The organism is Streptomyces sp. TRD_SC_5 (genome assembly GCF_056836825.1).
Genome location: NZ_JBWZZS010000001.1, coordinates 3896734 through 3917491 on the forward strand (window position 1 = coordinate 3896734; position 20758 = coordinate 3917491).

The following is a 20758-nucleotide window of genomic DNA, read 5'->3' on the forward strand; positions in this document are numbered from 1 at the left end:
GAAGGATCAACAGCTTCAGCAACCGCCGGGAACCGGCAGGCCCGCCCGCCCGCCACCTGGCGGGCAAGCGGGCCGACGGACGAACTCCCGCAGACAACCCTCGCCGGTCGACACGGTCGACACGGTCGACACGGTCCTGCAAGGGCTGCACGGGCCTACAAGGGCCTGGACCGCAGCCCCTCCAGCAGGATGTCCAGCAGCCGAGCCGAAGCCGCCGCCTGCTGCGCCGCGTCCGGCAGCGAAGGCGCCGCCGTGGCGATGACCAGCAGCACATCGGCCACCGTCACATCGCCCCGCAGCTCGCCGGCCGCACGCGCCCGGTCCACCAGCCGCCCCACGACCTCCAGCAGCTCGGCGGCACCCGCGTCGTCACTGCCCAGCTCGTCGGAGCCGACGCCCACGGGCCGCTGCTCGACCAGCCGCAGCTCCGGCACCGCCGAAGCCACGGCCTGCCGCTGCTGCGGCACCCGCACCTCGCCCTGCGCCAGCGGCAACTCGCCGCCGTCCACGCCGACCCGCAGTACCTGCGGCGGCAGCAGCCGGCCCGCGCCGGACGCCACCGAAGTACGCAGGAAGCGGGACAACGCCGACCAGGGCTCGTCCTCCTGCCCCAGGGCCGTACGCGCCTGATCGGTCAACCGGGAGGTCTCCTCCTCGGCTATTCGGCGCACCAGTACGTCCTTGCTCGGGAAGCGGCGGTACACCGTCCCGACGCCTACCCTGGCCCGGCGCGCCACGTCCTCCATCGGCGCCCCGTAGCCCAGCTCGCCGAACACCTCGCGAGCGGCCCGCAGTACATGCTCAAGATTGCGCTGTGCGTCCACACGCAGCGGCGCGGAGCGAGATCCCCCCGTCCCCGCACGCCCGTGGCCGTCGGATACGACGGCTGTCTGCCAATGAGAGTCCTGAATGTGCATCAGCGTTCCCCCGGTAATGATGTCTCCCCCCGGAGACTCCCCGCCCTGATAGTCGGCCGGGACCGCAGACCTGGCCGCCCCGACGAGATACGAACATAGTTGAGCGCGCGTAGATTCAGAAGGGGGTAGTTCCGCACGGAGCGCCCGCCCGATCGGAGTATCGACCAAAACCTTCCTGATTCGGCCAGTGTCCGTACCCCCTCGCCACGCGCTGACCTGCAAACCTTCCAGTTTGGGAAGGAATTGCCGCACCACGACGCGCGCATGGCCCCCGGTCACACAATTTGCCGGGGCTGTGGACAAAGTCCTTCAGCCGTTGCGTCATGGGACAGTGACAGAACCTGCGCGCATTCTCGTTGTCGGCGGCGGCTACGTCGGGATGTACACCGCTCTGCACCTCCAGCGGAAGCTGAGAAGCGGCGAGGCCGAGGTCATCGTGGTGACCCCTGATCCCTATATGACGTATCAGCCGTTCCTGCCCGAAGCGGCGGCCGGCTCCATCTCGCCGCGCCACGTCGTGGTCCCGCTCCGCCGCGTCCTGGACAAGTGCAAGATCGTCATCGGCGAGGCCAAGTCCATCGACCACGCCAAGCGCACGGCGACCGTCACGACCCTCGCCACCGAGGAGGAGGGCACGGGCGGTACCGAGATCACGTACGACGAACTCGTCCTCGCGCCCGGTTCCGTCTCCCGCACCCTTCCCATCCCCGGCCTCGCCGACTACGCCATCGGCTTCAAGACCGTCGAAGAAGCCATCGGCCTGCGCAACCACGTCATCGAGCAGATGGACATCGCGTCCGCCACCCGCGACCCGGCCGTCCGCGACGCCGCCCTCACCTTCGTCTTCGTCGGCGGCGGATACGCGGGCGTGGAGGCGCTCGGCGAGCTGGAGGACATGGCCCGCTACGCCGCCCGCTACTACCACAACGTCAAGCCCCAGGACATGAAGTGGATCCTCGTCGAGGCCACCGGCCGCATCCTCCCCGAGGTCGGCGAGGAGATGGGCAAGTACGCGATCCGTGAACTGCGCGGCCGCAACATCGACGTACGCCTGGAGACCCGTCTCGACTCCTGCGCGGACCGCGTCGCCGTCCTCAGCGACGGCTCGCGCTTCCCCACCCGCACCGTCGTATGGACGGCAGGAGTCAAGCCGCACCCCGTCCTGGCGGCGAGCGACCTTCCCCGGAACGAACGCGGCCGCCTCACCGCCACCGCCAAACTCACGATCGAAGGAACCGAGCACGCCTGGGCCGCCGGGGACGCCGCCGCCGTCCCCGATCTCACCGCGGACGAGAAGGGCAGTGAGTGCGCGCCCAACGCCCAGCACGCCGTACGCCAGGCCAAGGTCCTCGCCCAGAACGTCCTCGCCTCACTGCGCGGCGAACCACTCAAGAACTACGAGCACAAATACGCCGGTTCGGTCGCCTCGCTCGGCCTCCACAAGGGTGTCGCGCACGTCTACGGCCGCAAGCTCAAGGGCTATCCGGCCTGGCTGATGCACCGCACGTACCACCTCAGCCGGGTGCCGACCTTCAACCGCAAGGCCCGGGTCCTCGCCGAATGGACGCTCGCCGGACTCTTCAAACGCGAGATCGTCTCACTCGGCTCCCTGGAGCACCCGCGAGCCGAATTCGAACTCGCGGCGGGCGGCAAGCCGCCCAAGAGCAAGTGACGACTGTCAGTGCGGTCGGTCACACTGGGCGTGTGACCATAGGTTGGCTCGCACCTGCTCAGGGTGACCCGCTGTAGCGACACAGCAGGCCCTCTCCCACAGCATCCACACCCACCACAGCAACTCCTGCAACCACAGCGTCAGCGACGCCACGCAACGCGACACCATGAGGCTTGAAAGTCAGTGAACTTCACGCGCTGGAGCGCCCGTCTCCCCGGAACGCAGCGCCGCGCCGCAGCGCGGACCGACCGCGGCTCCGTCCCGGCGGCCCGCGCTGAGTACGGCCGGCAGTCCGAGCACGGGCCCGACGCCCCGGACGCGCCCGGCGACGACCCCCTGCACTCCCCGCACCTCCTGACCGGCCTCTCCGTCCGCGAGATCCTCGGCCGTCTCCCCGCTCTCGTCGCCCTGGTGTACGGACCCGAGCACCGCGTCGCGTACGTCAACGACGCCTACGCCGCCACCTTCGGCCCCCGGGAGACCGGCGCGCCCGCCGCCGTGGCCCTCCCCGAGCTGGACGAGCTCGGCCTGCTCCCGCTCATGGACCAGGTCCTGCGCAGCGGCACGCCCCGCACGGTCAAATCCCGCAAGGTGCCCAAGGGCGGCTCGTACACCATCACCTGTACGCCGATCGAGCCCGCGGCCGGCGCCGGTGACGGCCGTGGAGAGGGCGGCGTGCTCGTCTTCGCCGCCGACGTCACCGACCACGCGGAGGCCGCCGAGCGCCTGCGCGCCAGCGAGCGCCGCCTGCGCGAGACGGCGGTCACCCTGCAACGCTCCCTGCTCCCCCAGGAGCTGGAGCAGCCCGACGACCTGCGCATCGCCGCCACGTACCAGCCGGGCGGTACGGACGCGGCGGTCGGCGGCGACTGGTACGACGTCATCACCCTCGGCGCCGGCCGTACGGCCCTGGTCATCGGCGATGTCATGGGCCGCGGGGTGCGCGCCGCCGCCGTCATGGGCCAGCTCCGCACGGCGGTCCGCGCGTACGCCCGACTCGACCTCCCGCCCCACGAGGTCCTGCAACTCCTGGACGGCCTCGCCGCCGAGATCGACGCCAGCCAGATCGCGACCTGCGCGTACGCCGTCCACGACCCCAACGAGGGCCGCCTCGTCTACGCGTCGGCGGGCCACCTCCCGATCCTTGTCCGCGACGAGGACGGCACGGTCCGCCGCGCCGAGGACCACACGGGCCCCCCGCTCGGCACCGGCGGCTGGATGCACACCTCGGGCACCATCGCCCTCCCGCCGGGTTCCACGGCTGTCCTCTATACGGACGGTCTCGTCGAGCGCCGCCGCGAGGACATCGACGAGGGTGTAGCGGCCCTGGAACGCGCCCTGTCCGGCGCCACCGGCACGCCCCAGGTCGTCTGCGACCGCCTGATCCGCGCGCTGGGCGTCACCGCCGACCATGACGACGACGTAGCGGTACTGGTCCTCCAGCACCCCACGCGCACCGGCTCGGACGCGGAGCTGTTCCACAACGCCGCGCTGGAACTCCTCGGCGGCGTGGAAGCAGCCCCCCGAGCCCGCGCCTTCGCCTCCGGGGTCCTCGCCTCCTGGCGCTTCCCGATGGAGCTGTGCGATTTGGGCGTACTGGCGGCGAGCGAGCTGGTCGCGAACTCCCTCCAGCACGGCACTCCGCCGATGCGGCTGCGCCTTCGCCGCACCGACCGCCGCCTGATCATCGAGGTGACGGACGGCGACGACCACCTGCCGCGCCGACGGCGTGCCGAACCGGCGGACGAGGCGGGCCGCGGCATCTCGATCGTCGCGACGATCGCCTCGTCCTGGGGCAGCCGCCGCACACCGGGCGGCGGCAAAGCGGTGTGGTGCGAATTCGCCCTGCCGACAGCTTGACGCGTCCGGAGCTCCGGACGGGAAGGAGCGGGAGCGGGGAAAGGTTCGCAGGACCCGAGGCCCGCCCTACTCCACCGGTGCCAGATCCTTCGCCGGCACGCCCGAAGCAACGACCCGCGACTTGGCCGGCAGCGGCCGGTCCTGCGCGGCGGTCAACTGCTTGCCGAGCCGGAGCGCCAGCACGCTGATACCCAGCGAGAAGACGACGAAGGTGAGGATGTACGGCGCGTGCAGCGACGCGCCCATCGGCCCGCCCACCGCGGGCCCGACCGCCAGTGCGAGCTGCTTGACCAGCGCGAAGGCCGAGTTGTACTGCCCGATCATCGACTCCGGCGCCAGATCGGCGACCAGCGGCGCGACGGTCGGCGACAGCATCGCCTCACCGAGCCCGAAGAGGGCGTACGTCGAGATGAAGGCCGCCGTGGCCATCGTCTGGCTGCCGTGCCCGAGCCCGGCGTAACCCGCCACCACCCACGCGACGGTCCAGATCAGCCCCACCAGCGCGATGACCCGCGACCGCCGCCGCCGCTCGACCAGCCGCAGCACGACGAACTGCGCGATGACGATGACGGCCGTGTTGGCCGCGAGCGCGATCCCGAGGGTGGAGGGCTCGATGCCCGCCGCCTCGGTGCCGTATGCCGCGAGCCCCGACTCGAACTGCCCGTAACAGGCGAAGAACAGTACGAACCCGAGCCCGCACAGCTGCACCATCGCCCGGTGCTTCAGCAGCGCCCGCAGCCCGCCCTTGGGGGCGGCGTCGTCCTGCGGCATGGCGCCGGGGATGACGGCCGCACGCGGCAGCCGGACGCTCGCCCCGATCCCGGCGAGCACCAGGAACATCACGGCCTCGATGCTGAAGAGGAGCAGGAAGCTGTCGGGCCGGCTCTCGTCGACCAGCTGGCCGCCAATGAGCCCGCCGATGCCGAGGCCGAGGTTCGCGAGGAAGAACTGCGTGGCGAAGGCCCGCGTACGGGTGGCGGGCGTCGAGCACCACACGATCATCGTGGCGAGTGCCGGCTGTACGACCGCCGTACCCGCGCCGAGCAGCGCGGCGGACAGCAGGACCATCGGCACGCTGCTCGCGAGCCCCATGCACAAGGCCCCCGCGGAGGCACTGACCGCACCGCCGACCAGCACGGGCAGCGGCCCGCGCCGGTCGATCACCCGGCCGGTGAAGGGCAGGACGACGAGTGCGGCCACAGCAAAGACGGCGAGCACCACACCTGCTGTACTCGCGCCCAGATCCCGCACCTGGGCGACGTACACATACAGATACGGAACGGTGAACCCGATACCGAACGCACTCAGCGCGTTCCCCATCTGGATCCGGCGCATCGCGGCGCCCATTGCCCTGGTCACACTCACCTGCCTCAAGGTTCGAAAAGAGAAGAGCTGAAGTCTGAAGACTTCAACACTAAAGTTAGAACCTCAACAGTACACAGTGAAGGACTTAACCGCCAGCGGCTCCGTGTCATACTGCGCCGCATGCCTGAGACCCAAGAGCCGCCCGGCCCCCAGGAGCCGAGCCTCGACGAACAGATCGCCGCCTATCAGCGCGAGTACGGCGACCTGGACCCGCAGGTGGAGAAGGTCGTCTCGGCCCTGGGCCGCCTGAACCGCCGCATGAACGTCGCGTACGGACGCCAGGTCGCCGCACTCGGCATCAGCAACACCGAGTGGGAAGTCCTGAAGACCCTGGTGGTCTCCGGCGCCCCCTATCGCCTGGGCCCCGGCGAACTCGCGAAGCGCCTCGGCCTCACCCCGGCCGCCATGACCCACCGCATTGACCGGATGGCGGCGGACGGCCTGGTCACGAGGGACCGCGACGAGAACAATCGCGTGCGCGTGATCGTCGAGCTAACGGACGAGGGTCGCACCAAGTGGCTCGAGGCGATGCGCATGGCATCGAGCTTCGAGGAGGACCTGCTCCAGGACCTGTCCGCCGACGAACGCGGCTCGCTCGGCGAGATGCTTATCCGGTTGCTGCGCAGGGTCGAGGACGCCCAGCCGGACGCCGGCGGTCGCCTCACGGACCTGGACTGACACCCGGACTTACGCCACATCGGCGGGGGTTGACACGGCCCCCGCCGATCCGTAAGGTTCTTCGAGTTGTCACCGAGCCGGAACGGTTCTGCGACAGCCGCTCGCCGCGAACGCGGCAAACCCAAACTCTGCACGATCTCCCACTCGGAGATAATTTCGGCATGCCGGAATTCATTCGACAGGCTCGCTCGATTATGAGCCGCCCGGGAAATCCGCTAGGGTTCAGGACGTCGGAACGGCCCAAACAGCCGGAAAGACAAGCCCGCTGACTGGGAGTCAGGCCCGAAAGGATCTGATAGAGTCGGAATCGCCGGAAAGGGAAACGCGAAAGCGAAAACCTGGAAAGCGCCGAGGAAGTCGGACACGAAAGAGTCTGATAGAGTCGGAAACACGAAATACCGAACGAAAGCCCGGAGGAAAGCCCGAGAGGGTGAGTACAAAGGAAGCGTCCGTTCCTTGAGAACTCAACAGCGTGCCAAAAGTCAACGCCAGATATGTTGATACCCCGGCCCACTTCGGTGGGTTGGTGGTTCCTTTGAAGAAGACCTGGCTGTCCTAGTGATAGTGCAGTCCAGGCAAACACAGCGAGGACGCTGAGAACAGCGGGCCATATTCCGGCCCGATCTGTTCCGCTCTTTCGTGGTGCTAGCTCGATTACGAGCAAACATTCATGGAGAGTTTGATCCTGGCTCAGGACGAACGCTGGCGGCGTGCTTAACACATGCAAGTCGAACGATGAAGCCCTTCGGGGTGGATTAGTGGCGAACGGGTGAGTAACACGTGGGCAATCTGCCCTTCACTCTGGGACAAGCCCTGGAAACGGGGTCTAATACCGGATAACACTCCTCCCTGCATGGGGAGGGGTTAAAAGCTCCGGCGGTGAAGGATGAGCCCGCGGCCTATCAGCTTGTTGGTGGGGTAATGGCCTACCAAGGCGACGACGGGTAGCCGGCCTGAGAGGGCGACCGGCCACACTGGGACTGAGACACGGCCCAGACTCCTACGGGAGGCAGCAGTGGGGAATATTGCACAATGGGCGAAAGCCTGATGCAGCGACGCCGCGTGAGGGATGACGGCCTTCGGGTTGTAAACCTCTTTCAGCAGGGAAGAAGCGAAAGTGACGGTACCTGCAGAAGAAGCGCCGGCTAACTACGTGCCAGCAGCCGCGGTAATACGTAGGGCGCAAGCGTTGTCCGGAATTATTGGGCGTAAAGAGCTCGTAGGCGGCTTGTCACGTCGGATGTGAAAGCCCGGGGCTTAACCCCGGGTCTGCATTCGATACGGGCAGGCTAGAGTGTGGTAGGGGAGATCGGAATTCCTGGTGTAGCGGTGAAATGCGCAGATATCAGGAGGAACACCGGTGGCGAAGGCGGATCTCTGGGCCATTACTGACGCTGAGGAGCGAAAGCGTGGGGAGCGAACAGGATTAGATACCCTGGTAGTCCACGCCGTAAACGTTGGGAACTAGGTGTTGGCGACATTCCACGTCGTCGGTGCCGCAGCTAACGCATTAAGTTCCCCGCCTGGGGAGTACGGCCGCAAGGCTAAAACTCAAAGGAATTGACGGGGGCCCGCACAAGCAGCGGAGCATGTGGCTTAATTCGACGCAACGCGAAGAACCTTACCAAGGCTTGACATATACCGGAAAGCATCAGAGATGGTGCCCCCCTTGTGGTCGGTATACAGGTGGTGCATGGCTGTCGTCAGCTCGTGTCGTGAGATGTTGGGTTAAGTCCCGCAACGAGCGCAACCCTTGTCCTGTGTTGCCAGCATGCCCTTCGGGGTGATGGGGACTCACAGGAGACCGCCGGGGTCAACTCGGAGGAAGGTGGGGACGACGTCAAGTCATCATGCCCCTTATGTCTTGGGCTGCACACGTGCTACAATGGCCGGTACAATGAGCTGCGATGCCGCGAGGCGGAGCGAATCTCAAAAAGCCGGTCTCAGTTCGGATTGGGGTCTGCAACTCGACCCCATGAAGTCGGAGTTGCTAGTAATCGCAGATCAGCATTGCTGCGGTGAATACGTTCCCGGGCCTTGTACACACCGCCCGTCACGTCACGAAAGTCGGTAACACCCGAAGCCGGTGGCCCAACCCCTTGTGGGAGGGAGCTGTCGAAGGTGGGACTGGCGATTGGGACGAAGTCGTAACAAGGTAGCCGTACCGGAAGGTGCGGCTGGATCACCTCCTTTCTAAGGAGCACTTCTTACTCGGTTCGCCGGGTCAGAGGCCAGTTCATCGGCGAACGTCCGGTGCTGGTTGCTCATGGGTGGAACGTTGACTACTCGGCACGGTTTGGTGGGTTCACAAGTACTGCTTCGGCGTGGAAAGTGAGCACAGTAAATCGGGTCGGGCACGCTGTTGGGTATCTGAGGGTACGGACTTCGGTCCTTATCTTCGCGATGCCGGCCCCAGTGCACTCGCCCGTAAGGGTGGGGTGATGGGTGGCTGGTCGTTGCTTGAGAACTGCACAGTGGACGCGAGCATCTGTGGGCAAGTTTTTAAGGGCGCACGGTGGATGCCTTGGCACCAGGAACCGATGAAGGACGTGGGAGGCCACGATAGTCCCCGGGGAGCCGTCAACCAGGCTTTGATCCGGGGGTTTCCGAATGGGGAAACCCGGCAGTCGTCATGGGCTGTCACCCATACCTGAACACATAGGGTATGTGGAGGGAACGCGGGGAAGTGAAACATCTCAGTACCCGCAGGAAGAGAAAACAACCGTGATTCCGGGAGTAGTGGCGAGCGAAACCGGATGAGGCCAAACCGTATGCGTGTGATACCCGGCAGGGGTTGCGCATACGGGGTTGCGGGATCTCTTTGTCACAGTCTGCCGACTGTGAGACGAGTCAGAAACCGTATGGATAGGCGAAGGACATGCGAAAGGTCCGGCGTAGAGGGTAAGACCCCCGTAGCTGAAATTCATACGGCTCGTTTAAGAGACACCCAAGTAGCACGGGGCCCGAGAAATCCCGTGTGAATCTGGCGGGACCACCCGTTAAGCCTAAATATTCCCTGGTGACCGATAGCGGATAGTACCGTGAGGGAATGGTGAAAAGTACCGCGGGAGCGGAGTGAAATAGTACCTGAAACCGTGTGCCTACAAGCCGTGGGAGCGTCGCGCATTGAGTTTACTCAATGCGTCGTGACTGCGTGCCTTTTGAAGAATGAGCCTGCGAGTTAGCGGTGTGTAGCGAGGTTAACCCGTGTGGGGAAGCCGTAGCGAAAGCGAGTCCTAATAGGGCGATTGAGTTGCACGCTCTAGACCCGAAGCGGAGTGATCTAGCCATGGGCAGGTTGAAGCGGCTGTAAGAGGTCGTGGAGGACCGAACCCACCAGGGTTGAAAACCTGGGGGATGACCTGTGGTTAGGGGTGAAAGGCCAATCAAACTCCGTGATAGCTGGTTCTCCCCGAAATGCATTTAGGTGCAGCGTCGTGTGTTTCTTGCCGGAGGTAGAGCACTGGATAGGCGATGGGCCCTACCGGGTTACTGACCTTAGCCAAACTCCGAATGCCGGTAAGTGAGAGCACGGCAGTGAGACTGTGGGGGATAAGCTCCATGGTCGAGAGGGAAACAGCCCAGAGCATCGACTAAGGCCCCTAAGCGTACGCTAAGTGGGAAAGGATGTGGAGTCGCAGAGACAACCAGGAGGTTGGCTTAGAAGCAGCCACCCTTGAAAGAGTGCGTAATAGCTCACTGGTCAAGTGATTCCGCGCCGACAATGTAGCGGGGCTCAAGCGTACCGCCGAAGTCGTGTCATTCCAGCACATACCCCCAACGGGGGCTGGGATGGGTAGGGGAGCGTCGTGTGCCGGGTGAAGCAGCCGCGGAAGCGAGTTGTGGACGGTTCACGAGTGAGAATGCAGGCATGAGTAGCGATACACACGTGAGAAACGTGTGCGCCGATTGACTAAGGGTTCCTGGGTCAAGCTGATCTGCCCAGGGTAAGTCGGGACCTAAGGCGAGGCCGACAGGCGTAGTCGATGGACAACCGGTTGATATTCCGGTACCCGCTTTGAAACGCCCAGTATCGAATCCATTAATGCTAAGGCCGTGAAGCCGTCCTGGAGCCTTCGGGCAAAGGGAAGTGGTGGAGCCGCCGGCCCAAGGTGGTAGTAGGTAAGCGATGGGGTGACGCAGGAAGGTAGTCCAGCCCGGGCGGTGGTAGTCCCGGGGTAAGGGTGTAGGCCGAGGGGTAGGTAAATCCGTCCCTCATTGAGGCTGAGACCTGATGCCGAGCCGATTGTGGTGAAGTGGATGATCCTATGCTGTCGAGAAAAGCCTCTAGCGAGTTTCATGGCGGCCCGTACCCTAAACCGACTCAGGTGGTCAGGTAGAGAATACCGAGGCGTTCGGGTGAACTATGGTTAAGGAACTCGGCAAAATGCCCCCGTAACTTCGGGAGAAGGGGGGCCATCACTGGTGATCCGTTTTACACGGTGAGCTGGGGGTGGCCGCAGAGACCAGCGAGAAGCGACTGTTTACTAAAAACACAGGTCCGTGCGAAGCCGTAAGGCGATGTATACGGACTGACGCCTGCCCGGTGCTGGAACGTTAAGGGGACCGGTTAGTGCGCTTTCGGGCGTGCGAAGCTGAGAACTTAAGCGCCAGTAAACGGCGGTGGTAACTATAACCATCCTAAGGTAGCGAAATTCCTTGTCGGGTAAGTTCCGACCTGCACGAATGGCGTAACGACTTCTCGACTGTCTCAACCATAGGCCCGGTGAAATTGCACTACGAGTAAAGATGCTCGTTTCGCGCAGAAGGACGGAAAGACCCCGGGACCTTTACTACAGTTTGATATTGGTGTTCGGTTCGGCTTGTGTAGGATAGGTGGGAGACTGTGAAGCATGCACGCCAGTGTGTGTGGAGTCAATCTTGAAATACCACTCTGGTCGTGCTGGATGTCTAACCTCGGTCCGTGATCCGGATCAGGGACAGTGTCTGATGGGTAGTTTAACTGGGGCGGTTGCCTCCTAAAGAGTAACGGAGGCGCCCAAAGGTTCCCTCAGCCTGGTTGGCAATCAGGTGTTGAGTGTAAGTGCACAAGGGAGCTTGACTGTGAGACCGACGGGTCGAGCAGGGACGAAAGTCGGGACTAGTGATCCGGCAGTGGCTTGTGGAAGCGCTGTCGCTCAACGGATAAAAGGTACCCCGGGGATAACAGGCTGATCTTCCCCAAGAGTCCATATCGACGGGATGGTTTGGCACCTCGATGTCGGCTCGTCGCATCCTGGGGCTGGAGTCGGTCCCAAGGGTTGGGCTGTTCGCCCATTAAAGCGGTACGCGAGCTGGGTTTAGAACGTCGTGAGACAGTTCGGTCCCTATCCTCTGCGCGCGTAGGAATATTGAGAAGGGCTGTCCCTAGTACGAGAGGACCGGGACGGACGAACCTCTGGTGTGCCAGTTGTCCTGCCAAGGGCATGGCTGGTTGGCTACGTTCGGAAAGGATAACCGCTGAAAGCATCTAAGCGGGAAGCCTGCTTCGAGATGAGTGTTCCCACCCCCTTTGAGGGGTTAAGGCTCCCAGTAGACGACTGGGTTGATAGGCCAGATGTGGAAGCCCGGTAACGGGTGGAGCTGACTGGTACTAATAGGCCGAGGGCTTGTCCTCAGTTGCTCGCGTCCACTGTGTTTGTTCTGAAGTAACGAACTGTGCCTTTACCGGTTTGTTTAACTTCATAGTGTTTCGGTGGTCATAGCGTTAGGGAAACGCCCGGTTACATTCCGAACCCGGAAGCTAAGCCTTTCAGCGCCGATGGTACTGCAGGGGGGACCCTGTGGGAGAGTAGGACGCCGCCGAACAATTATTGTGGGAAAGCCCCGCACCTTATGGTGCGGGGCTTTTCTGCGTTCTGGGCGGTTTTCAGGCCGGCCGTACCAGCTTTGCGTCGTACGCCAGGATTACCGCCTGCATGCGATCCCGCCGGACAGGAGTTCTTCCGGGAGTTACCACCCGCAGGACGACCCGACACGACGCTGCCGTCGTGGCGATCAGAAGGCGCGCGGCGCATCGTCCGATCGTGGGCGGGAGCTGGGCGCGGGGAGTAGTACCCGGGTACGACGCCGAAATCGCTTGGCTCGGGGATCAGGGAGGGGTGAGTATCGGGGGATGGACTGTGTGATTCGGCCTGTACGCGCTGGTGAGTGGCCCGAGGCGAAGGAGCTGAGGCTTGCCGCGCTTCAGGATCCGCTGGCGGGCATCGCGTTCCTGGAGACGTACGGAAAGGCTGTGCGCGAGCCGGACTCCTTCTGGGAGGGGCGTACGGCCAGGGTCGCGGAGGGCCGTGACGCGCGGCAGTTCGTCGCCCAGGCGCCGGACGGGCGATGGGTGGGGTCTGTCACGGCGATCGTCGAACGGGCTGGGGACGAGGCGACGTTCGGTGGTGCGCCGGAGGTCGACCAGGTGCATGTGGTGGGCGTCTTCGTGCGGCCCGAGGCGCGGGGGACCGGGGTGGCGGAGGAGCTTTTCCGGGTGGCGCTGGAGTGGTCGTGGGGGCTGACCGAGCCGCGGGTGGAGCGGGTGCGGCTGTATGTGCACGAGCGGAATGCGCGGGCGGAGGCGCTTTATGCCAAGGCGGGGTTCGTGCGGAGCGGGGAGATCGTGGCGGTGCCGGGGTGCGGGGCGGCCATGGAGTACGAGATGGAGGTGGTGCGGGGGTGGAGTTAGGGGCGGAGTACTTCATTCCCGGCTGCCGGCCCTTGCCACTGCCGTAACTGAGGCTCTGTCACAGCCCTTGGCCCTGGCGGCCTGTGGGCGTGGCGGCGGCTTACCCGGGGGTCAGGGGGTGGTCCGGCCAGCGGGCTCGGCCCTGTTCCTGCGAACGGAGCAGGACCAGGGTCGGCAGGCCTTGGTCCTGACCGGTCGACAGCAGCTCGGGAAGCTGGGGAAGCGGAGCCACGGCCGCGACGTCGTCCAGGACGAACGACATTGGTGGGTCGAGCCGACCGTCGGATGACCGTGCGGCCATGCGGCGGCCGTGCTCGACCACGCTTGATGTGAGTGCGGTGAGCAGAGGCATCGCTCCGGGTTGCGACTTGGGGTCCTCGATTGCTTCACCCACCACATAAAGGGTGCCCCCCTCGTCCGCGAATGATTCCAAAGTGACCGAATCGTTTCGATTGGGGGTGCATGCCTCGCGGATGTGGATCGAGGAGAGGGCCGCGAGCGCCCTCACCGTCAACTCCTGGGCGACTTCCCGGCGTTCCGGGTACGCGGTGAGCGCGGACTCGAGGAGGCCCGCGGCGCCGCTCGACGCCTTGGGGTGGGTGCGGAGGATACGTACCGGCTCGTGCGCACTGTGACCCTGCGCCCAGCGGTGCACCTGCCGGAAGGGGCGGCCGTCCACGGCGGCGGCGTGCAGCCAGCTGCTCAGCAGCGTCTCCGCGGTGTCGGCCATCGCGGCGTCCAGCCGCGCCTGGGGCCGTATGGGCGCCAACAGCGCGACTGCCCGGGCGGCGGCGACATCGGCGCGTTCGCAGCCGGCGGTGGGGGACCAGTGGAGGCGGGCGGGGGTGTCGCAGAGGTGCCCGGGGTCGTACACGAGAACGGGGCCGAGCTTGGCCCGCGCGTCCTTGGTCTCGGCCCACAGGGTGGGGTCGGACGTGACGACGAGCGCGGGGCCCGCGGCGTCGAGGACGGCCTGCACGGCGGCGGGCCGGCGGGCCTCGGGGCTGCCGTAGAGGAGGCGGGGTGCGCGGGGCGCCGGGACGGCGGGGGCGGTCCAGGCGTGGGGGTGAGGGCTCGTGGGGGCGTGGCTCCCCGGCGGGAGGGTGCCGGGGTGGAGGCCGGGGGTGGTGGCTTGCTGAGGGTGCGTGTCCGCGCCATGGAGGTGGTAGGGCTTTGCGCCCGCGGCCGCGGCCTGGGCCATGCCCTGGGCGTCACCGGGGTGAGCCGGGACGGCGGTTGGGCCACCGGTGCCGGGTGCAGCGGCGGCGTGGGGTGGTGCGGCGCCGGGGGGCATGCCTGGGCCGAATCCGTGTCCGGCACTGTGGGCGGCGGCTGTTCCGGCGACGCCTGCCGCTGATCCGTAGCCGGGTCCGAGGTCACCCGGACCGGCGCTGCCACTGGCATCCGGGTGCGGCAGAGCCGCGGACTCGTAGCCCGCGTAGGCCGCACCCGCTCCGGCGTGGGGCAGAACCCCGGGCCCGTGGCCGGCACCGGCACCCGCCCCAGCGCCGGTACCGGCTCCCGCGTGCGGTGGGGTCCCGGGTGCCCCGTATCCGTAGGCCGCGCCGGCGTGCGGTGGGGTCCCGGGCGCGTAGGCCGCACCCGCCCCGGCGCCGGTACCGGCTCCCGCGTGCGGTGGGCCGGCGGGCCGGCCGTAATCGGGTCCCGCGCCTGCGTGCGGGTGCTCTCCCGGCGTCCCGTAGCCGTAAGCCGCGCCGGCGCCCATGCCCGTACCAGCGCCCGTAGCCATGCCCGGACCGGCGCCGGCACCCGCGTGCCCAGTTGGCGGGTCTTCTGCTCCCCTGCCTGCCTTCGCCGCCGCTCTTGCCGTCTCGCGCTGCACCTTCAGGCGGGCCAGTACGCCGATCACGAAGATCGCCAGTACGCACGCCACCATCAGCTCGCCGATGAGCAGGCCCCAGAACAGCCCGTACCCCGACAGCTGGTCCGGCGGTGTGTCCGGCCACGCGGCCGGGATGTCTTGAGGTGCGCCCATCAGGCGGCGCAGGGCCAGCGGCGTACGGGCGAACGTGACGCCGGCCGGCCACGCGCCGTGGGCGAACAGGCCCGCCAGGCCCGTCGCCAACCAGGCCAGGATCGTCAGGCCCAGCATGAAGGCCAGCAGGCCGACCAGCAGGGAGTCGGGGATGCCGCGTTCACCCGGCTGTTGCTGTTGGAGTTGCTGTTGTTGCTGATGCCTGTCGTTGTGTCTCATGTCAGGCGACCGTCGATTCCGAGGACGAGGACTCGTTCATCTGCTGCTCGATGAGGATGGCCCGCTGCTCCGCCTCCAACTCCGCGGCTCGCAGGTCGTCCGAAATCATCTCCGCCGAGGTCTCCGTCATCGCGCGGTCCGTGAACACGAGGGGCCGTTCCGCCTCTGTGATCAGGTGTTTGACGACTTGGACGTTGCCGTTCACGTCCCATACGGCGATACCGGGGGTGAGGGTCGGGATGATCTCGACCGCCCACCTCGGCAGGCCCAGCACCCGGCCCGTCGCCCGCGCCTCGTCCGCCTTCTGGGCGTAGATCGTCCGGGTCGAGGCCATCTTCAGGATCGCTGCCGCCTCCCTCGCCGCCGCGCCGTCCACCACGTCGGAGAGGTGGTGGACGACCGCCACGAAGGAGAGCCCGAGCCGGCGGCCGAACTTCAGCAGGCGCTGGAAGAGCTGAGCGACGAAAGGCGAGTTGATGATGTGCCACGCCTCCTCCACCAGGAAGATGCGCTTCTTGCGATCCGGCCGGATCCAGGTGTGTTCCAGCCACACCCCCACGATCGCCATCAGGATCGGCATCGCGATCGAGTTGCGGTCGATGTGCGAGAGGTCGAAGACGATGAGCGGGGCGTCGAGGTCGATGCCGACCGTCGTCGGACCGTCGAACATGCCGCGCAGGTCACCGTCGACCAGCCGGTCGAGGACCAGAGCCACGTCCAGGCCCCATGCCCGTACGTCGTCCAGGTCGACGTTCATCGCCTCCGCCGACTCCGGTTCCGGGTGGCGCAGTTGCTCGACGATGTCCGTCAGGACCGGCTGCCGGTCGATGATCGTCTCGTTCACGTACGCGTGCGCGACCTTGAGCGCGAAGCCGGACCGCTCGTCGAGGCCGTGTCCCATCGCGACCTCGATGATCGTACGGAGCAGGGCGAGCTGCCCCGTCGTCGTGATCGCCGGGTCGAGCGGGTTGAGGCGGATGCCGCCGTCGAGTGCCGCCATCGGGTCGAGCCGGATGGGAGTTATCCCCAGCTCCTGCGCGATCAGGTTCCATTCGCCCGCCCCGTCCTCGCCCTGCGCGTCGAGGACGACGACCTGCCGGTCCTTGAAGCGCAGCTGCCGCAGTACGTACGTCTTCTCCAGCGCCGACTTGCCGTTGCCGGACTCGCCGAGGACCAGCCAGTGCGGCGCGGGGAGCTGCTGTCCGTACAGCTGGAAAGGGTCGTAGATGTACCCCTTGCCGCTGTAGACCTCGCGGCCGATGATCACGCCCGAGTCGCCGAGGCCCGGAGCCGCGGTCGGCAGGTAGACGGCCTGGGCCTGGCCCGTCGACGTACGGACAGGGAGTCTGGTCGTCTCGACCTTCCCGAAAACGAAACTGGTGAAGGCATCCGTGACGGCGGACAGCGGATCTCGCATGGCGGGTCTGCCCTCTCGGCTAACGACGGATGCCGGTGGCGAACGGCAAGGTGTTGACGAACGCCCGGTGGTGCTCGCGGTCGCACCACTCCAGCTTCAGATACGACTTCCCGGCCGAGGCCCTGATGGTCCGCTTGTCGCGGGCCAGCGCCTCGGGTGAACGCGACGACACAGTGATGTACCCGACGAGATTGACCCCCGCCGCACCGCTCGCGAGATCTTCACCCCGCTGGTCGAGCCGGCCGTGTGCCGCGATGTCGCGCGGGTCGACGGTGCGGTTCATCTTGGCCTGACGGCTGGCTTCCGCTTCGTCGTTGGTCTTCTCCGTCAGCATCCGCTCGATGGCGATCTCGGTGGGTTCGAGGTCCATGGTGACGGCGACGGTACGGATCACGTCGGGGGTGTGGACGAGCAGCGGCGCGAGGAAGTTCACGCCGACCGGCGTCATCGGCCACTCCTTCACCCACGCGGTGGCGTGGCACCAGGGCGCGCGCGTTGACGACTCGCGCGTCTTGGCCTGCAGATACGTCGCCTCCATCGCGTCCAGCTCGGCCGGCCAGGCGTTGCGCTTCGTCATGGCCTGGATGTGGTCCATGGGGTGGTCGGGGTCGTACATCGAGTGCACGAGGGAGGCGAGGCGCCCCTGGCCGAGGGGCTGGCGTACGCGGATGTCCGCCTCCGCGAGCCGCGCGCAGATGTCGGTCAGCTCGCGCGCCATGACGACGGCGAGGCCGGAGTCGCGGTCGAGCTTGCGGCCGCCGTGCGGGCGGGCGGCGCGGGCCATGGCGTTGGCCTCGGCGGCGAGCTCGCGGGAGTAGTGCATGCAGGCGACGAGGTAGGCGCGGTGCTGCTCGCTGGACGTGGACACCATGGACTGGAGCTGGTCGTACGAGTCCTTCAGCCAGCCGGGGGCGTGGGTGTCGCCGCGCTGGGCGACGTCCTTGGCGTGGGCGTCGGGGTCGGCGGGGAGGGTGCGGGCGAGCATCTGGAGGCGGGTGACGAAGCCGTCGCCGTTGGCGACATGCTTGAGCAGCGTGCCGAACCGGTCGACCAGCGCCTCCTGGTCCTCGCTGTCGCGCAGGCCGACGCCGGGGCCCTCGATCTCGATGGCGGCTGTGACGGTGCGGCGGTCGGCGTGGAGGAGTACGGCGATCTCGTCGGGGCCGAAGGGGGCGGCGAGCCAGTTGATGCGCCCGATGCCGGGCGGGGGGCCGACTTCGACCTCACGACCGTCGATGCTGCGTACGCCCGCTTCCATGGCGCCGCTGCGGTACGTCGTGCCATTGCGCAGGGTCCGCTTGTAACTGCGGTTGATTTCGAACCATTTGTAGAGGGTGCGGTGCTTGTACGGGACGTACACCGCCATCAGGGCCAGCATCGGGAAGCCCATGAGCAGCACGATCCGCAGGGACAGGACGGGGACCAGCAGGCCGCTCATCATGCCGAGGAACGCGCCGGCGATGATCAGCGCGATCTCGCCGGTCTCGCGGTTCTTGCCGACGATCGCGTTCGGCCGGGCGCGGCCGATGAGATACGTACGGCGGGGCGTGATCGGTTGGGACTGCGTCGTCAACGCCCTGCACCTCCTGTGCTGTTGTTGCCGGTGCCTGTGTTTCCGGTACCGCGGTTCGTGTGGGTGCTGTTGGTACGGGCCGAGGGCGCGGCGGAGGGGACGGCTCCGCCTCCGCCCCCGCTGGCTCCCGTGCCCGCTCCTGCGCCTGCTCCTGTGCCGGGTCCGCCGGAGCCGCTTCCGCCGGAGCCGCGGGCGCTGTGGGCGGCCACGCCGCCGCTGACGGGGTTGGCCTGGCGGGGCGGCGAACTGTTGCCGCCCCGGTCGCCGCCGCCTCCGCCGCCACGGCTGCTGTGGGTCTTGATGCCCTGCGAGACGAGGGCGGCGGGGGAACTGATGACGGCGGCCGCCTGGGCGCCGTCGGTGGCCTTGTTGCGGTTGCTGCGGGCGGAGGCGATCTCGTCACCGAAGCCGGGGACGAAGCGGTAGATCATGCCCGACGCGAAGATCGCCAGCAGGATGATGGCGAGGCCGGAGACGACGGCGGAGAAGGCGTTCGGCCCGTCGTCGGCGGAGAGGGCCCCGGCGAGACCGAGGACGATCACGATGACGGGTTTGACCATGATGATCGCGATCATGATGCCGGCCCAGCGGCGTACGTGGCCCCACATGTTCTTGTCGACCAGCCCCGCGTAGACGACGACGCCGAGGAGCGCGCCGACGTAGAGCAGCAGGGCGCGGATGAACAGCTCCAGGAAGAGGATTCCGGCCGCGAGGATGGTGACGAGGGAGACGACGATCAGCATGATCGGCCCGCCACCGATGTCGTCGCCCTTCTTGAGCGCCTCGGCGAACGACCCGAAGAACACGTCGGTCTGCCCGCCGGTGCCGGCGGCGATGACCTCGGTGACGCCGTCGGTGGCGGACACGATGGTGTAGAGGATCAGGGGCGTGAAGGCAGAAGCGAGGACGGTGAGCCAGAGGAACCCGATGGCCTCGGAGAGCGCGGTCGCGAGCGGCACACCGCGGATGGCGCGCTTGGCGACGGCGAGCAGCCAGAGGACGAGCGTGAGGATGGCGGAGGCGGCGAAGACGACGGCGTACTGCTGGAGGAACTTGGGGTTGGTGAAGTCGACGGTGGCGGTCGACTTCACGGCGTCGGACAGCTTCCCGACGATCCACGCGGCGGCGTCGGCGCAGCCCTTGGCGAGGGAGGAGAGGGGGTCCAGGGACTCGGCGGGGTCGGTGGGAGCGCGGAGGTTGGAGCCGCCGCCTTCGCCGTCCTCGCAGTACTCCTTGGCAGGACCGATCAGCAGATCGCAGGGGTCGTCGCTCTTGCCGGGTGACGGGGTGGGGGTCGGCGCGGCGGCAGCACGCGCTGCGAAGAGCACCACAGCCGCCTGCACGGTTGCCAGCGCGGCGACGACCGATTGGACGCGGGGGCGGGGGCTACCTGGCATAAGTGAACCCTCCGTACTTTGCGACCGCTTCGCTGATTTCGTCTGAAGTCGCCGCCGCAACATCTCCTGGGACGGGAGCAGGGCCGTCCTGCTGGGAGTCGGAGGTGATCTTCCAGTCGTTGTCGGTCCACTTCAGGTCGAAGGCCCAGGTCTTCCAGGTGCTGCTCACCGGGTCGGTCGACCCCTGACCGGACATGCCGATCAGGCCCGTGTACCAGACGGAGACCTTGGCGGTGGACCCACCGAAGCTCTCCACCTTTGTGCCGACGGGGATGGTGCGCGAGACGAACGTGCTGCCCGCCGGGGGGTTGCCGGCCGCATCCAGGCCGAGCTTCTGCAGGAAGCTGGCGGAGTAGGCCTTGTCCTGAGGGCCTCTCAGCTTCTGAGCAGTTTCAGGCGTGTAGACCGAGTCGACGATCTCGTGGCGGGTGTCTTCTTTGAACATCCCGTCCGAACCGAGGACCACCGCAAAATTGGAGGCCGCCGACTGGGCGCCCTGCTCGTCCTGCGCGAAACCGGACGGGATCATCCCGTTCTTCCCCTCAACCGGTCTCACACCCGTCGCAGACGTCGGAGCCGCCTCACCGCCCCGCTTGGGTTCATTGCCGGAGCCGGTGTCTCCACCACCCTGGTTCGCGAAAGCGATAGCCGCGATCAGCAGTACCACCACGCCCACCACGGTGATGAGGGAACGGGAGGTCCGCACGGGTCGTCGCGCGCCCCCGTACACATCGCTCCCGCCGCCCCCGGGGAGGCGTGTGCGGGTCTGGCCGGAGCCACCGACACGGTCCGAACGACCGCTGTCGCTGCCGTAGCCGTGCTCGTCGCCGAGACTCATGCCGCGTGCGCCCCCTCAACCGTTTGCAGTTCCGCGTAGTACGACGGTAGCCGTGCTGGTTCCCGCGCGGGCGCGGTGTGGTGACTCGACATCAGGGAGACGCAACCTCAGCCAATGGGCACGACGGACGGGTGGGGTGGGAGGTGGGCCGGG

General features: G+C 66.7%; 11 protein-coding genes and 3 rRNA genes. 7 read left to right on the forward strand and 7 right to left on the reverse strand.

All coding sequences use genetic code 11. The features are described 5' to 3' along the window. Nucleotides 1-155: 155 nt before the first annotated feature. On the reverse strand, nucleotides 156-917 hold the full coding sequence (locus AC1P0E_RS18160; protein ID WP_482743207.1) for a TetR/AcrR family transcriptional regulator: 762 nt from the start codon (nucleotides 915-917) through the stop codon (nucleotides 156-158). 331 nt (nucleotides 918-1248) lie between these two features. Here AC1P0E_RS18160 and AC1P0E_RS18165 point away from each other — a divergent pair, with 331 nt between their 5' ends. Both AC1P0E_RS18165 and AC1P0E_RS18170 read left to right on the forward strand, forming a co-directional pair. Beyond that, complete coding sequence (locus AC1P0E_RS18165; RefSeq protein WP_482743208.1) at nucleotides 1249-2589, forward strand: NAD(P)/FAD-dependent oxidoreductase; 1341 nt, start codon at nucleotides 1249-1251, stop codon at nucleotides 2587-2589. A 183-nt stretch (nucleotides 2590-2772) separates the two neighbouring features. Further along, entirely contained in the window at nucleotides 2773-4449 is a 1677-nt protein-coding gene (locus AC1P0E_RS18170; protein ID WP_482743209.1) for an ATP-binding SpoIIE family protein phosphatase, read from the forward strand. A gap of 66 nt (nucleotides 4450-4515) precedes the next feature. On the opposite strand, the gene AC1P0E_RS18175 is transcribed toward AC1P0E_RS18170, so the two are convergent. Continuing rightward, complete coding sequence (locus AC1P0E_RS18175; RefSeq protein WP_482745797.1) at nucleotides 4516-5808, reverse strand: MFS transporter; 1293 nt, start codon at nucleotides 5806-5808, stop codon at nucleotides 4516-4518. A gap of 126 nt (nucleotides 5809-5934) precedes the next feature. Between AC1P0E_RS18175 and AC1P0E_RS18180 the strand changes: the two genes are divergently transcribed. The 5 genes from AC1P0E_RS18180 (at nucleotide 5935) to AC1P0E_RS18200 (ending at nucleotide 13165) form a co-directional block, all read left to right on the forward strand. Then, nucleotides 5935-6492: a MarR family winged helix-turn-helix transcriptional regulator gene (locus AC1P0E_RS18180; RefSeq protein WP_482743210.1), complete on the forward strand. Its 558-nt coding sequence runs from the start codon at nucleotides 5935-5937 to the stop codon at nucleotides 6490-6492. 667 nt (nucleotides 6493-7159) lie between these two features. Beyond that, nucleotides 7160-8685, forward strand: a 16S ribosomal RNA gene (locus AC1P0E_RS18185). A 299-nt stretch (nucleotides 8686-8984) separates the two neighbouring features. After that, nucleotides 8985-12109 (forward strand): 23S ribosomal RNA (locus AC1P0E_RS18190). A 74-nt stretch (nucleotides 12110-12183) separates the two neighbouring features. Continuing rightward, nucleotides 12184-12300, forward strand: a 5S ribosomal RNA gene (gene rrf / locus AC1P0E_RS18195). Together the 16S, 23S and 5S rRNA genes form the textbook arrangement of a ribosomal RNA operon. A gap of 307 nt (nucleotides 12301-12607) precedes the next feature. Next, complete coding sequence (locus AC1P0E_RS18200) at nucleotides 12608-13165, forward strand: GNAT family N-acetyltransferase (RefSeq protein ID WP_482743211.1); 558 nt, start codon at nucleotides 12608-12610, stop codon at nucleotides 13163-13165. Between the two features lie 100 nt (nucleotides 13166-13265). Here AC1P0E_RS18200 and AC1P0E_RS18205 read toward each other — a convergent pair whose 3' ends face one another. From AC1P0E_RS18205 to AC1P0E_RS18225, 5 genes are read right to left on the reverse strand one after another with little or no spacing between them, the layout of a single operon-like run. Next, nucleotides 13266-15380 (reverse strand): type IV secretory system conjugative DNA transfer family protein, encoded by a 2115-nt coding sequence (locus AC1P0E_RS18205; protein ID WP_482743212.1) that lies wholly within the window; start codon nucleotides 15378-15380, stop codon nucleotides 13266-13268. A gap of 1 nt (nucleotide 15381) precedes the next feature. Further along, on the reverse strand, nucleotides 15382-16797 hold the full coding sequence (locus tag AC1P0E_RS18210) for an ATP-binding protein (RefSeq protein WP_482743213.1): 1416 nt from the start codon (nucleotides 16795-16797) through the stop codon (nucleotides 15382-15384). Nucleotides 16798-16816: 19 nt separating this feature from the next. Next, nucleotides 16817-18370: an SCO6880 family protein gene (locus AC1P0E_RS18215; RefSeq protein WP_482743214.1), complete on the reverse strand. Its 1554-nt coding sequence runs from the start codon at nucleotides 18368-18370 to the stop codon at nucleotides 16817-16819. Then, nucleotides 18367-19767 carry a hypothetical protein gene (locus tag AC1P0E_RS18220; RefSeq protein WP_482743215.1) on the reverse strand — a complete coding sequence of 467 codons (1401 nt, stop codon included), beginning with the start codon at nucleotides 19765-19767 and terminating at the stop codon, nucleotides 18367-18369. The genes AC1P0E_RS18215 and AC1P0E_RS18220 overlap by 4 nt, the downstream gene beginning before the upstream one ends. Further along, nucleotides 19757-20605, reverse strand: a complete 849-nt coding sequence (locus AC1P0E_RS18225) for a DUF8175 domain-containg protein (RefSeq protein ID WP_482743216.1) — start codon at nucleotides 20603-20605, stop codon at nucleotides 19757-19759. Before AC1P0E_RS18225 ends, AC1P0E_RS18220 begins: the two co-directional genes overlap by 11 nt. Nucleotides 20606-20758: the final 153 nt, after the last annotated feature.